Origin of the sequence: Nocardioides sp. Leaf307 (assembly GCF_001423135.1) — a bacterium.
Lineage (GTDB): Bacteria > Actinomycetota > Actinomycetes > Propionibacteriales > Nocardioidaceae > Nocardioides > Nocardioides kribbensis.
Genome location: NZ_LMNY01000002.1, coordinates 975543 through 988247 on the forward strand (window position 1 = coordinate 975543; position 12705 = coordinate 988247).

16 protein-coding genes are annotated in these 12705 nt (G+C 73.6%); 3 read left to right on the plus strand and 13 right to left on the minus strand.

From position 1 onward, the window contains the following. Positions 1-103 precede the first annotated feature (103 nt). From ASF50_RS13775 to ASF50_RS13785, 3 genes are read right to left on the minus strand one after another with little or no spacing between them, the layout of a single operon-like run. A complete protein-coding gene (locus ASF50_RS13775; RefSeq protein WP_056904797.1) occupies positions 104-724 on the minus strand; it encodes a class I SAM-dependent methyltransferase in 621 nt (206 codons plus the stop codon). After that, a complete protein-coding gene (gene truA / locus ASF50_RS13780; RefSeq protein WP_056904798.1) occupies positions 717-1547 on the minus strand; it encodes a tRNA pseudouridine(38-40) synthase TruA in 831 nt (276 codons plus the stop codon). The genes ASF50_RS13775 and truA overlap by 8 nt, the downstream gene beginning before the upstream one ends. A gap of 11 nt (positions 1548-1558) precedes the next feature. Beyond that, the gene (locus ASF50_RS13785; RefSeq protein WP_200920157.1) at positions 1559-2308 is read right to left on the minus strand and encodes a hypothetical protein; all 750 of its coding nucleotides are present in this window, start codon (positions 2306-2308) and stop codon (positions 1559-1561) included. Positions 2309-2325: 17 nt separating this feature from the next. On the opposite strand from ASF50_RS13785, the gene ASF50_RS13790 reads away from it, so the two are divergent. Further along, positions 2326-4020 carry an FAD-dependent oxidoreductase gene (locus ASF50_RS13790; protein WP_056904799.1) on the plus strand — a complete coding sequence of 565 codons (1695 nt, stop codon included), beginning with the start codon at positions 2326-2328 and terminating at the stop codon, positions 4018-4020. Between the two features lie 18 nt (positions 4021-4038). Here ASF50_RS13790 and ASF50_RS13795 read toward each other — a convergent pair whose 3' ends face one another. Further along, entirely contained in the window at positions 4039-4938 is a 900-nt protein-coding gene (locus ASF50_RS13795) for a PfkB family carbohydrate kinase (protein WP_228942203.1), read from the minus strand. A gap of 61 nt (positions 4939-4999) precedes the next feature. Here ASF50_RS13795 and ASF50_RS13800 point away from each other — a divergent pair, with 61 nt between their 5' ends. After that, the gene (locus tag ASF50_RS13800; RefSeq protein WP_056904800.1) at positions 5000-5359 is read left to right on the plus strand and encodes a GntR family transcriptional regulator; all 360 of its coding nucleotides are present in this window, start codon (positions 5000-5002) and stop codon (positions 5357-5359) included. 7 nt (positions 5360-5366) lie between these two features. After that, on the plus strand, positions 5367-6344 hold the full coding sequence (locus ASF50_RS13805; RefSeq protein WP_235557668.1) for a ketopantoate reductase family protein: 978 nt from the start codon (positions 5367-5369) through the stop codon (positions 6342-6344). Between the two features lie 59 nt (positions 6345-6403). Here ASF50_RS13805 and rplQ read toward each other — a convergent pair whose 3' ends face one another. The 9 genes from rplQ to ASF50_RS13850 all read right to left on the minus strand — a co-directional run bounded on the left by rplQ (position 6404) and on the right by ASF50_RS13850 (position 12675). Then, positions 6404-6985: a 50S ribosomal protein L17 gene (gene rplQ / locus ASF50_RS13810; protein ID WP_056904801.1), complete on the minus strand. Its 582-nt coding sequence runs from the start codon at positions 6983-6985 to the stop codon at positions 6404-6406. Between the two features lie 116 nt (positions 6986-7101). Then, positions 7102-8118: a DNA-directed RNA polymerase subunit alpha gene (locus tag ASF50_RS13815; protein WP_056862098.1), complete on the minus strand. Its 1017-nt coding sequence runs from the start codon at positions 8116-8118 to the stop codon at positions 7102-7104. Positions 8119-8242: 124 nt separating this feature from the next. Next, positions 8243-8851 (minus strand): 30S ribosomal protein S4, encoded by a 609-nt coding sequence (rpsD, locus tag ASF50_RS13820; RefSeq protein WP_056862097.1) that lies wholly within the window; start codon positions 8849-8851, stop codon positions 8243-8245. Between the two features lie 26 nt (positions 8852-8877). After that, a complete protein-coding gene (gene rpsK / locus ASF50_RS13825) occupies positions 8878-9285 on the minus strand; it encodes a 30S ribosomal protein S11 (protein ID WP_056862096.1) in 408 nt (135 codons plus the stop codon). A gap of 68 nt (positions 9286-9353) precedes the next feature. Then, on the minus strand, positions 9354-9728 hold the full coding sequence (gene rpsM / locus ASF50_RS13830; RefSeq protein ID WP_056862095.1) for a 30S ribosomal protein S13: 375 nt from the start codon (positions 9726-9728) through the stop codon (positions 9354-9356). A gap of 209 nt (positions 9729-9937) precedes the next feature. Then, positions 9938-10051 (minus strand): 50S ribosomal protein L36, encoded by a 114-nt coding sequence (gene rpmJ, locus ASF50_RS13835; protein ID WP_056862094.1) that lies wholly within the window; start codon positions 10049-10051, stop codon positions 9938-9940. Positions 10052-10125: 74 nt separating this feature from the next. Next, entirely contained in the window at positions 10126-10347 is a 222-nt protein-coding gene (gene infA, locus ASF50_RS13840; protein WP_026145687.1) for a translation initiation factor IF-1, read from the minus strand. Between the two features lie 242 nt (positions 10348-10589). Continuing rightward, entirely contained in the window at positions 10590-11651 is a 1062-nt protein-coding gene (locus ASF50_RS13845) for an LLM class flavin-dependent oxidoreductase (RefSeq protein WP_056904802.1), read from the minus strand. Positions 11652-11679: 28 nt separating this feature from the next. Then, the gene (locus tag ASF50_RS13850; protein WP_056862092.1) at positions 11680-12675 is read right to left on the minus strand and encodes a TerC family protein; all 996 of its coding nucleotides are present in this window, start codon (positions 12673-12675) and stop codon (positions 11680-11682) included. Positions 12676-12705 lie beyond the last annotated feature (30 nt).

Below are 12705 nucleotides of genomic sequence, written 5' to 3' on the forward strand. Positions count from 1 at the left end.
CCGGCCGCACCACCTGAGCCGCACAGCACGCCGAGCCGCACAGCACGGGCCGTCCGTCCCTCCGGGGGCGGGCGGCCCGTCTGCGTCCGTCCCCGGCCGGGCCTCAGCCCCGCCGCGTCTCCAGCACGCGGAAGCCCTTGGCGCTGGCCAGCCGCTCGGTGGGCCAGCCCTGCTCGCCCAGCCAGCGCTGCAACGAGTCGGCGCCGAGGTTCTTGCCCACCACCATCACCGCGCGCCCGCCCGGCGCCAGGCGCGGCAGCCAGGTGAGGAGCAGCTCGTGGAGCGCGGCCTTGCCGATGCGGATGGGCGGGTTCGACCAGATCTCGTCGTACGTCGCGCCCTCGGCCACCGCGTCGGGCGTGAGCGCGGTGAAGCGGTCCGCGACGCCGAGCGCCGCGGCGTTCTCCCCCGCCAGCAGCACCGCGCGCTCGTTGACGTCGACGGCGGTGACCTCGGCGCCGGGCACGGCGACGGCCACGGCCAGCCCGATGACGCCGTAGCCGCAGCCCAGGTCGAGCACCCGCCCGGCCGACGGCGGCTCGGTCTCGCGGAAGAGCACCGCGGTGCCGACGTCGACCCGGCCGCGGGCGAAGACGCCCGACCCGGAGGCGAGCTCGAGGTCGTGGCCCCACACGTGCGCCGCGACGGCGGCGCGGGTGAAGGGCACCGAGGGGTCGGCGGTGAAGTAGTGGTCCTCGGAGCGGTCCTCGGGCTGGTCAGTCACAGGTCCTCCTGGCGCGGGTCTGCTCGGCGCGAGCGGCGAGCTGGTCGTCCTCGGCGTAGGCGACCTCCTCGAGCGTGAGACCGTGGGCGTGGGCCACGGCCACCGCGGGCGAGCGGACGCCGGCGGCCAGCACCTCGGCGGGCCACGTCGGGGGCCGGCGGCCGTCGCCGACGGCGAGCAGGCAGCCCACGAGCGAGCGGACCATGGAGTGGCAGAAGGCGTCGGCGCGCACGGTGGCCACGGCGAGACCGTCGGCGTCGCGCGACCACGCGAGCTCGAGCAGCGTGCGGATGGTGGTGGCCCCCTCGCGGCGGCGGCAGAAGGAGGCGAAGTCGTGCTGCCCGACCAGGTCGTCGGCGGCGGTCTGCATGGACGCCAGGTCCAGCGGGCGCGACCAAGCCAGCACGTGCAGCCGCGCGAGCGGGTCGACGAGGTCGGGTCGGTCGGCCACGCGGTAGGCGTAGCGGCGCCAGGTGGCCCCGAAGCGGGCGTCGAAGCCCGGCGGGGCCTCGCTCACGCGGTGCACCCGCACGTCGGCGGCGAGGATGCCGTTGAGGCGACGGGCCAGCGCCTCCAGCGGCGGCTCGGTCGCGCGCCCGGCCGAGGCCGCGAGCACCGCGGGGTCGACGTCGAGGTGGAGCACCTGGCCGCGGGCGTGGACGCCGGTGTCGGTGCGCCCGGCGCAGACCACCGGCACCCGCTCGCTGCGCAGCGCCGTGGCCAGCGCCGCCTCGACGTCGCCCTGCACGGTGCGCAGCGTCGGCTGCGCCGCCCACCCGTGGAAGCCGGTGCCGTCGTAGGCGAGATCGATCCGCAGGCGCACGGTGGACGATCCTAGGGCCCGGGCGGGCCGGGCGGCGGGCCGCCCGGTGTGCGCGGCGGTGCGGGTCGCGCGGCCGGGGCGGTGGCGGCGGCGGCAGGCGCGTCGGCGGGCACGTCGTCCGGCGCGACGCCCGCGAGCCCGGCGGCGCGCAGCTCGAGGGTGGCCAGGGCGGCCACGGTCGCGGGGTCGCCGCGCCGCCAACCGGCGGCGGCGTCGGGCACGCGGGCCAGGACGCGCACGGGCTGGCGGGCGAGCGCCCGCACGGCGTAGAGGTCGGGGTCGCCGCCGGCGCGCAGGTAGCGCCGCGCCAGGGTCGCGGTGAGCACGAAGCGCACCCGCCCGGGCAGCCACCACGGCAGCGCGACCAGCACCAGCAGCAGGGCGGTGACCACCCCCGACCAGAAGGCCACGCGGTCGACGGCGTCGGCGCCGTCGGCGCCGGCCTGCGCGATGCCCGCGGAGGCCTCGGCGGCCCGGTCGAAGGGGGCGGCGACCTCGTCGCCCACGACCGGGGTGCCGTCGAGGGTGTCTCCGGCGCCGGTGAGGTTGTCGGCCAGGCTGGTGCCCGCGTCGTCGACCTGGCGCACCTGGTCGGCCACCCCGCCGAGGGCGTCGGTGACCTGGGTGCCGGCCCAGACGGCCAGCACCACCCACAGCACCACGAGGAGGTCGAGGAGCAGCTGCCACGTGCGGCGGGCCGGGTCGGCGGCGTAGAGCACCATCGGGCCACCCCACCACGCGCTGCCCCGGGTCCGGTTCACCCGCCTAGGCTCGGGGCGTGAGCGACGACCCGGCCACCGTGGTGCCCCTGCAGCACCCCACCGCCCCCACCATCGTGCTGGTCTCCGAGACCCGCGCCGACGAGCTGCGCGAGCACTTCGGGCGCTACGAGCGCGAGTACGACCTGCGCACGGCCACCTCGTGCGCCGAGGCCGAGGAGGTCGCCGCCCGGGTGCGCACCGAGGGCGGCACGGTCGCCCTCTTCGTCACCGAGTCGGTGCTGCCCGACTGCCACGTGCTCGAGGCCTTCGGGCGCTGGCGCACCGTGGTGCCGACCGCCCGGCGGATGATCGCCGCCCACTGGGAGCGCTTCATCCCCGACGGCCCCCCGCTGCGCGCGGGCATGGCGGCCGGCAAGTACGACGCCTACCTGCTGATGCCGCGCGGCACCCGCGACGAGGAGTTCCACCACGCCGTCACCGACCTGCTCTCCGACTGGGGCTCCACGGTCGCCGACCCCGAGGTCGTCTCGGTCACGATCGTCGCGCCGGAGCAGGACGGCCTCACGCTGGCCATCCGCGACTACCTCGACCGGATGGGCATGCCCAGCCGGGTCCACCACCCCGACAGCAAGGGCGGCCGGCACGTGCGGGCGCTGGCCCGGCCGGACGCGGCGTACCCGCTGGTCCACGCGCTGAACCGCGAGGTGGTCGAGGCGCGCAGCGTGCGCGACGTCGCGCTCTCGGTCTACGGCGCCCCCGGCGACGTCGCCGTGGACGAGGTCGTCGACCTGGTCGTGGTCGGGGCCGGGCCGGCGGGCCTGGGCGCGGCCGTCTACGCCGCCTCCGAGGGGCTCTCCACCGTCGTGCTCGAGGCCGAGGCGATCGGCGGCCAGGCCGGCACCAGCTCGATGATCCGCAACTACCTGGGCTTCCCCCGCGGCATCTCGGGCATGCGGCTCTCCCAGCGCGCCCGCAACCAGGCCCTGCGCTTCGGCACGCAGTTCTTCACCGGCTGGTCGGTCGAGGCGCTCCTGCCCGGCGTCGACGGGGAGCCGCACGTCGTGCGCACCGAGGCCGGCGAGGTCAGGGCCCGCGCCGTCGTCGTCTCGACCGGCGTGGCCTACCGCAAGCTGCGCGTCGAGCCGCTGGAGGAGCTCGTGGGACGCGGCGTCCACTACGGCGCCGCGCTCACCGCGGCCCGCGAGATGGAGGGCCAGGACGTCTACGTCGTGGGCGGCGGCAACTCCGCCGGCCAGGCCGCGGTGCACCTGTCGCGCTTCGCCCGCTCGGTGACCGTGCTGGTGCGCCGGCCCTCGCTGGCCGAGACCATGTCGCAGTACCTCGTCGGCGAGATCGACCACAACCCGCGCATCGCGGTGCGCACCTGCACGGCCGTCGTCGACGGCGGCGGCGCGGGCCGGCTGGAGCGCCTCGTGCTCGAGGACACCCGCAGCGGCGCCCGCGAGGAGGTCGCCGCCGGCGGGCTGTTCCTGCTGCTGGGCGCTGAGCCGCACTGCGAGTGGCTGCCGGCGGAGGTCGAGCGCGACGCGCAGGGCTTCGTGCTCACCGGGCGCGACGTGCCCCGCGAGCGCTGGACCGACGGCCTGCCGCCCGCCGACCTCGCCACGACGCTGCCGGGCGTCTTCGCGGCCGGCGACATCCGCTCGGGCTCGATGAAGCGGGTCGCCGCCGCCAGCGGCGAGGGCGCCTCGGTGGTGCCGCTGGTCCACCGGTGGCTGGCCGGGCGCTGACGTGCGGGCGCCGGGGCCTCAGGCCATCTCGTGGCGCCACGGCGGGTCGGCGCCGGGGCGCGAGACGGTGATCGCCGCCGCCCGCGCCGCGTGCTCGAGCACCTCGACCACCACGTCGTCGCCGATCGGCCCGAGCCGGCCCCCGAGCAGCCCCCGCTCGGCGAGGGCGTCGACCAGCGCCGCGCCGAAGGTGTCGCCCGCGCCGATGGTGTCGGCCACCTCGACGCGTCGCGAGGCGACCACGACCTCGCCCTGGGCCGAGGTCCACGACGCACCGTCGGCGCCGCGCGTCACCACGACCACGGCCGCGCCGAGACCCCGCAGGTGCGCGACGGCCTCGGCGAGGTCGAGCTCGGGCCACAGCGCCTCGAGGTCCTCGTCGCTGGCCCGCACCAGGTCGGCGAGCCGGGCCACCCGCTCCACGCGCGCCACCACGTCGGGCCCGGTGCCGGTGATCGCGGGCCGGGCGTTGACGTCGTAGGTCACCGTGGCGGCGCCGCGCAGCTCCTCCAGCAGTGTCAGCACGTCCTCGGCCCCCGGGGCCAGCACGGCGCCCAGCGAGCAGGTGTGTACGGCCACCGGCGCCGGCTCGCGCTCCACGGGCAGCAGCCGCCAGTCGAGGTCGAACTCGTAGGACGCCGCCCCGTCGGCGCCGATCGTCGCCGCCGCGGTCGCCGTGCGGTCGATCGCCGCCGGGTCGCAGGCCAGCCGCACCCCGGCGGCCTCGAGGTAGTCGCGCACCATGGACCCGTGGTGGTCGTCGGCGAAGGCCGTCGCGAAGCGCACCGGGCGCCCCAGCCGGGCCAGCGCGACCGCGACGTTGGCCGCGCTGCCCCCGGCGTACTCGACCCGCTCCCCGCTCGCGCGGTGCACCACGTCGACCAGCGACTCCCCCACCACCAGCACCTGTGCATCCATAGGCATGCTTCTACCACGCCGGGCCCGACCGCGGCCCGCGCCGGGCACTAGCGTGCAGCCCATGACCGTCCACCCGCTCGACCCCGCCTCCGGCGAGGCGCCCTTCGAGCAGCTGCGCACCCAGATCGCCCGCCGAGCCGCCTCCGGCGACCTGCCCGCCGGCACCCGGCTGCCGACCGTGCGCGCCCTGGCCGCCGAGCTCGGCGTCGCCGCCGGCACCGTGGCCCGCGCCTACCGCGAGCTCGAGGCCGACGGCGTGGTCGTGACCGAGGGGCGCCGCGGCACCTCGGTCACCGCGGGCGCCGCCGCGTCCGGTCCGGCGGCCGGCGCCGCCGCGGCGGCGTACGTCGAGTCCGCCCGGCGCCTCGGCCTCTCCCTGGCCGAGGCGACCCGGCTCGTCGAGCGGGCCTGGCGCGGGTGAGCGGCCGGTGAGCCGGATCCACCACGTCGTGGTCGGCGCCGGGGCGATCGGCGGCGCCGTGGCCGCGCTCCTCCACGAGTCCGGCGCCCGGGTCACCCTCGTCGCCCGGGGTGCCCACCTGGAGGCCCTGCGCGCCCGGGGGCTGTCCCTGGCCGTCGGCGACGACGTGCGCCGCGTCGACGTGCCCGTCGTCGGCGGCCCCGGCGAGGTCGCCTGGGGCGCCGACGCCGTGGTCCACCTGGCCGTGAAGTCCCACCAGAGCGCCGACGCCCTCGACGCCCTGCTCGCCCACGCCCCGGCCACCACGCCGCTGGTGTGCCTGCAGAACGGCGTGGCCAACGAGCGCGCCGCCCTGCGGCGCATGCCCGCGGTGCACGGCGTCTGCGTGATGATGCCGGCCAGCCACCTGCGCCCCGGCGAGGTCGTGCTGCACTCGCTGGGCCGACCCGGCCTGCTCGACGTGGGCCGCTGCCCCGTCGGCTCCGACGAGGTCGACCACGCGGTGGGCGCCGCCTACCGCGCCGCGGGCTTCGACAGCGTCGTGCGCGAGGACGTGATGGCCTGGAAGCACCGCAAGCTGCTGCTCAACCTCGGCAACGGCGTCGACGCCACCTGCGCCGACTCCCCCGCCGCCGAGGAGCTCGTGCGCCGCGTCCGCGCCGAGGGCGAGGTGGTGCTGGCCGCGGCCGGGGTCGACGTGGTGACCGAGGTGGCCGACCGGGAGCGGCGCGGCGACCTGCTGCGCCCGCTGGCGCGACGCGACGAGGCGGGCAGCTCCACCTGGCAGAGCCTGGCCCGCGAGGCCGGCAGCAGCGAGGTCGACTACCTCAACGGCGAGATCGTGCTGCTGGGGCGCCTGCACGGGGTCGCGACCCCCGCCAACGCGCTGGTCCAGGAGGCGACGGCCGCCGCGGCGCGCACCCGTGCCGCACCGGGCACCCTGGATGCGGCCGGGCTGCTCGCCCGGCTGCCGGTGAGGCCGTGAACGGCACGAGGCCCGCCACCCCAGCGGGGTGGCGGGCCTCGGTGCGGTGAGGACCAGGCTCAGGCCTTGGTCTCGTCCTTGCTGTCGCCCTCGTCGGAGTCGGCCTCGGCGGCCTGCTCCTCGGCGACGACGCTGCCCTCGGGCGAGGCCTCGTCGGTCATCTCGACGGGCGCCTCGTCGGTGGCGGTCTCGTCGCTGGTGGTCTCCTCGGCGGGAGCCTCCTCGGCGGGCGCGGCCGGGGCGGCGGCAGCCGGAGCGGCGGTGCGGGGAGCCGAGGGGGTGTAGGCCTCGGTCACCAGCTCGATGACGGCCATGGGGGCGTTGTCGCCCTTGCGGGGGCCGAGCTTGGTGATGCGGGTGTAGCCACCGGGACGCTCCGACATGGTCGGGGCGATCTCGGTGAAGAGCACGTGCACGACGCCCTTGTCGCGGATGGTCTTGAGGACCTCGCGGCGGTTGTGCAGGTCGCCCTTCTTGGCCTTCGTGATCAGCTTCTCCGCGTAGGGACGCAGCGTGCGCGCCCGCGACTCGGTGGTGGTGATCCGGCCGTGCTCGAAGAGCGCGGTCGCGAGGTTGGCCAGGATGAGGCGCTGGTGGGCCGGGCTACCGCCGAGGCGGGGACCCTTCTTGGGCTTGGGCATGGCTCTCTCTCATTTCTCCCGGGCCGTACCAGGTACCCGGGTAGTCGACCGGCGCGGTGCCGGTCAGGGCTGGGTGCTGCGGGTGGTGCGGGGGTGGAGCGGGGTGGTGCTGGGACTCAGTACTGCTCGTCCTCGACGAAGGCGTCGTCGTCGTCCTCGCCGTAGGCGGCGAGAGCGGCGTGGGGGTCGAAGCCGGGGGCGCTGTCCTTGAGGGACAGGCCCATCTCGACCAGCTTGGCCTTGACCTCGTCGATCGACTTCGCGCCGAAGTTGCGGATGTCGAGCAGGTCCTGCTCGGAGCGGCTGATGAGCTCACCCACGGTGTGGATGCCCTCGCGCTTGAGGCAGTTGTAGGACCGCACGGTCAGCTGCAGGTCCTCGACCGGGAGGGCGAGGTCGGCGGCGAGCTGCTCGTCGACCGGCGAGGGGCCGATGTCGATGCCCTCGGCCTCGACGTTGAGCTCGCGGGCGAGGCCGAAGAGCTCGACGAGGGTCTTGCCGGCCGAGGCGATCGCGTCGCGGGGACGGATCGAGGGCTTGGTCTCGACGTCGATGACGAGCTTGTCGAAGTCGGTGCGCTGCTCGACGCGGGTGGCCTCGACCTTGTAGGTCACCTTCAGCACGGGGCTGTAGATCGAGTCGACCGGCATGCGGCCGATCTCGTTGTCGGCGCCCTTGTTCAGCACGGCCGAGACGTAGCCGCGGCCGCGCTCGACGACGAGCTCCATCTCGATCTTGCCCTTCTCGGACAGGGTCGCGATCTTGAGGTCGGGGTTGTGCACCTCGACACCGGCCGGGGGCGCGATGTCGGCCGCGGTGACGTCACCGGCACCCGACTTGCGCAGGTACATGGTGACCGGCTCGTCGTGCTCGGAGGAGACCACGAGGCCCTTGAGGTTCAGGATCAGCTCGGTGACGTCCTCGCGGACGCCGTCGATGGTCGAGAACTCGTGCAGGACGTTGTCGATCTTGATGCTGGTGACCGAGGCGCCGGGGATGGAGCTGAGCAGCGTGCGGCGCAGCGAGTTGCCGAGCGTGTAGCCGAAGCCGGGCTCGAGGGGCTCGATGACGAAGCGCGAGCGGAACTCGTCGACGGACTCTTCCGAGAGGGTGGGGCGCTGTGCGATGAGCACTGGTGTTTTCCTTTCCGGGCCCACCCGCTATTTGACGGGCCCGAACTGCGAGGATGTGGAAAGGGAGGGTGGAGCAGCAACAGGCGCCGCCCCCGGCCCGGAGGACGGGGGCGACACCCGAGGGTCACTTCTTCGAGTAGTACTCGACGATGAGCTGCTCCTGGACCGGAAGGTCGATCTGCGCCCGGGTCGGCACCTGGTGCACCAGGATCCGCATGCGGTTCGGCAGGGCCTCGAGCCAGGCCGGGACGACGCGCTCGCCGTGGGTCTCACGCGCGACGATGAACGGCGTGGTCTCCAGCGACTTCTCGCGGACGTCGATGATGTCGTGCGCGGTCACCTGGAACGACGGGATGTCGACCTTGTGGCCGTTGACCAGGAAGTGACCGTGGGTCACCAGCTGGCGGGCGTGGCGGCGCGTGCGGGCGAAGCCGGCACGGTAGACCACGTTGTCGAGACGGCACTCGAGCAGCTGCAGGAGGTTGTCGCCGGTCTTGCCGGTGCGGCGCGAGGCCTCCTTGTAGTAGTTCAGGAACTGCTTCTCGAGCACGCCGTAGGTGAAGCGGGCCTTCTGCTTCTCGCGCAGCTGCAGGAGGTACTCGCTCTCCTTGATGCGGCCGCGGCCGTGGGCGCCGGGCGGGTAGGGACGACGCTCGAAAGCCTGGTCGCCACCGACGAGGTCGACACCGAGACGGCGCGACTTCCGGGTCATGGGTCCGGTGTAACGGGCCATGGTTCAGTCTCCTTCTAGGTCTCGGGTCAGACGCGGCGGCGCTTGGGAGGGCGGCAGCCGTTGTGCGGGGTGGGCGTGACGTCCTGGATGGTGCCGACCTCGAGGCCGATGGCACCCAGCGAGCGAATCGCGGTCTCACGACCCGACCCCGGACCCTTGACGAAGACGTCGATCTTCTTCATCCCGTGGTCCATGGCCCGACGCCCGGCGGCCTCGGCGGCCATCTGCGCGGCGTAGGGGGTGGACTTGCGCGAGCCCTTGAAGCCGACGGTGCCGGCCGAGGCCCACGAGATCACCGCACCGGTGGGGTCGGTGATCGTGACGATGGTGTTGTTGAACGTGCTCTTGATGTGGGCTTCGCCCTGAGCGACGTTCTTCTTCTCCTTGCGGCGCACCTTCTTGGCGCCGGCCGCTGCGCGGCTCTTGGGAGGCATGCGTTATCTCCTGGGGTAGCTGGTCGTTGAGGTGAGGAAGGGCAGGTGGGACGGCGCGGGCCGTCGCGTCACTTGGCCTTCTTCTTGCCGGCAACCGTGCGCTTGGGACCCTTGCGGGTGCGCGCGTTGGTCTTGGTGCGCTGACCGCGGACCGGAAGGCCCATGCGGTGGCGGCGACCCTGGTAGCTGCCGATCTCGATCTTGCGACGGATGTCGGCCTGGACCTCGCGACGGAGGTCACCCTCGATCTTGAAGTTGGCTTCGATGGCGTCGCGGAGCTTGACCAGCTCCTCGTCACCCAGCTGGTGCACGCGGGTGTTCGGGTCGACCCCGGTCTCGGCGAGCAGCTGCTGGGAGCGGGTACGGCCGATGCCGTAGATGTAGGTGAGAGCGATCTCGATGCGCTTGTCGCGCGGGAGATCCACTCCAACGAGGCGTGCCATGTGTCTGGCGGTCCCTTCGGGTAGTCCACAGAGGTTTCTGGTCGTGTCGCGCCCCGGGGGGATCTCGACGGCGAGCCGTCGTGCCCGGGCCCCGGCCTCTGCTCCGGGGGTGGTTCGCCGCGTCCAGGGCGGCTAAGCGATCACGTTGAGGTGTGTTCAGTTGTGGTGGTGCGGGTGGTGCGGGGTGCAGCCGGGCTGCAGCGGGCCTCTCAGCCCTGGCGCTGCTTGTGGCGCGGGTTCTCGCAGATGACCATGACGCGGCCGTGGCGACGGATCACCTGGCACTTGTCGCAGATCTTCTTGACGCTGGGGTTGACCTTCATCGCGGAGGTCCTTTCGTGGCCCCGGGGGGCTGTCGGCTTGACGCGTGCGCCGGCGAGCGGTCTCGCGGCACCGCTTACTTGTAGCGGTAGACGATGCGACCCCGGGTGAGGTCGTACGGCGAGAGCTCCACCACCACGCGGTCCTCGGGGAGGATCCGGATGTAGTGCTGGCGCATCTTGCCGCTGATGTGGGCGAGGACCTTGTGGCCGTTGCTCAGCTCGACGCGGAACATGGCATTGGGCAGGGCCTCCGTGATGGTGCCCTCGAGCTCGATCACGCCTTCTTTCTTCGGCATGTCCTCCACAATCTGTTGTCCGGTTGTCTACCGTGTGCTGCACCGCGGGGCGGGTGCCCTGCGGGTGGCCCGGGAACCTCCTCCGCCCGGGGGCGGGGGTGGACCTCGTGAAGCCGACCGGCGCTCCTCACCCGGCGGACGGGCAGCCTCGAGGAGCGCAGGACAGACCCACGTTGGGCCGACACGCCAGTTTAGTTCGCGCGCGCCCCAGAACCCTAATCAGCCCGGGCGCTGCGCTCGGATCACGCGGCGAGCAGCCGCAGCGCCTCCACGCGCGCGGGCGAGCTGCCCGGCTCGGTGCCCACGTGGGCTCCGGCCACCGGCACGACCATGACCTCGTCGACGTCGTACGTCGAGGCCAGCTCGGCCACCCGGGCGCGGGCCGCCTCGGGGGCGTCGATGACCCAGCGCGCGGCCATCGCGTCGATGACGTCCTGCTGCGCGGGCGGGGCCTGGACCTTCTCGGCCTCCTCCACCAGCACCTGGGCCTGCAGCGGCTGCCCGGTGCGCAGGGCCAGCATCATCTGCAGCTGCGGCAGGGCGCGCAGGCGGGCCTCCTCCGCGGTCGGCGCCACCGAGACGTTGACGGTCAGGAAGGTGCGCGGCTCGGCCAGTGCGGCGGACGGGCGGAAGGTCGAGCGGTAGAGCTCGAGCGCCTCGGCGGTGCCGCTGCCGGAGAAGTGGTGGGCGAAGACGTAGGGCATGCCCTTCTCCGCGGCCAGGCGGGCGGAGTAGTCGGAGGAGCCCAGCAGCCACATCTCGGGCACACCGGCGGCCGCCGGGGTCGCCTTGAGCACCTGCTGGCGACCCGCCACCGCGACGGCGACGCCCTCGGGCTCCATCATGGCCAGCACGTTGTCGACGTACTCGGGGAACCGGGTGACGGCCTCGTCGCTGACGCCGCCGGCCCCGTGGCGCAGGGCATAGCTGGTGACCGGGTCGGTGCCGGGGGCGCGCCCGATGCCGAGGTCGATGCGACCCGGGTAGGCGGCCTCGAGGAGCGAGAACTGCTCGGCCACCACCAGCGGGGCGTGGTTGGGCAGCATGACGCCGCCCGAGCCCACGCGCAGCCGCTCGGTGGCGCCGGCGATCATCGCCATCACCACCGGGGGGTTGGTCGAGGCCACGGCCGGCATGTTGTGGTGCTCGGCCACCCAGTAGCGCCGGTAGCCCAGGCGGTCGGCCTCGCGCGCGAGCTCGAGGGTGGCCGCGAGGGCGTCGCCCGAGGTCTGGTCGCTGCGCACCGGCACGAGGTCGAGCACGGACAGGGTGGGGCTGGTCTGGTGGCTGCGTGACTGGCTCATCACCGTCCCAACCCCACCCCGCGGAGGGCTATTCCGCGCCGATCGAGGCCTTGCGCCGGGTGCTGCGGTCCTTGAGCAGGCTGAGCACGGTGGTCACCGCGAGGGTGCCGACGATGACGAGCAGCGAGAGCCAGATCGGCACCTCGGGCGCCCACTCGATGTGCTCGCCGCCGTTGACGAAGGGCAGCTCGTTCTCGTGCATGGCGTGCAGGACGAGCTTGACGCCGATGAAGAAGAGCAGGAAGGCCAGGCCGTAGGAGAGGTAGACCAGGCGCTGCAGCAGGTCGCCGATGAGGAAGTAGAGCTGGCGCAGGCCCATCAGCGCGAAGACGTTGGCGGTGAAGACCAGGTAGGGCTCGCTGGTGAGGCCGTAGATGGCCGGGATCGAGTCGAGGGCGAAGAGCAGGTCGGTCACGCCGAGGGAGAGCACCACGATGAACATCGGGGTGAGCATCCGCTTGCCGTTCTCCGAGACGGTGAACTTCACGCCGTTCCAGTGCTCGGTCAGCGGCAGCCGCTTGCGCGCGATCGCGACCAGCTTGGGCTCCTCGTAGTGCTCGTCGTCGTCGCCGCCCTCCTTGGCCAGCTTGACGGCGGTGTAGATGAGGAAGGCGCCGAAGAGGTAGAAGACCCAGCTGAAGTTCTCGATCGCCGCGGCGCCGACGCCGATGAAGATGCCGCGCAGCACCAGGGCGAGCACGATGCCGATGAGCAGCGCGGTCTGCTGGTACTGCCGCGGCACCTGCAGCTTCGTCATGATGATGATGAAGATGAACAGGTTGTCGACCGAGAGCGAGTACTCGGTCAGCCAGCCGGCGAAGAACTCCCCGCCGTACTGGCCGCCGGCGAAGTACCAGACCCCCAGGCCGAAGACGACCGCGAGGGCGACGAAGCCGGCCAGGTGCAGCGAGGTCTCGCGGGTGGTGGGCTCGTGGGGCCGGCGTCCGATGACGAAGACGTCGACGAGGAGCAGGCCGGTGGTGAGGAGGACCGTGGTCCACCACAGCCAGGGGGCGACGTCCACGACGGGACCTTTCCGATTGGTGTCAGTGGT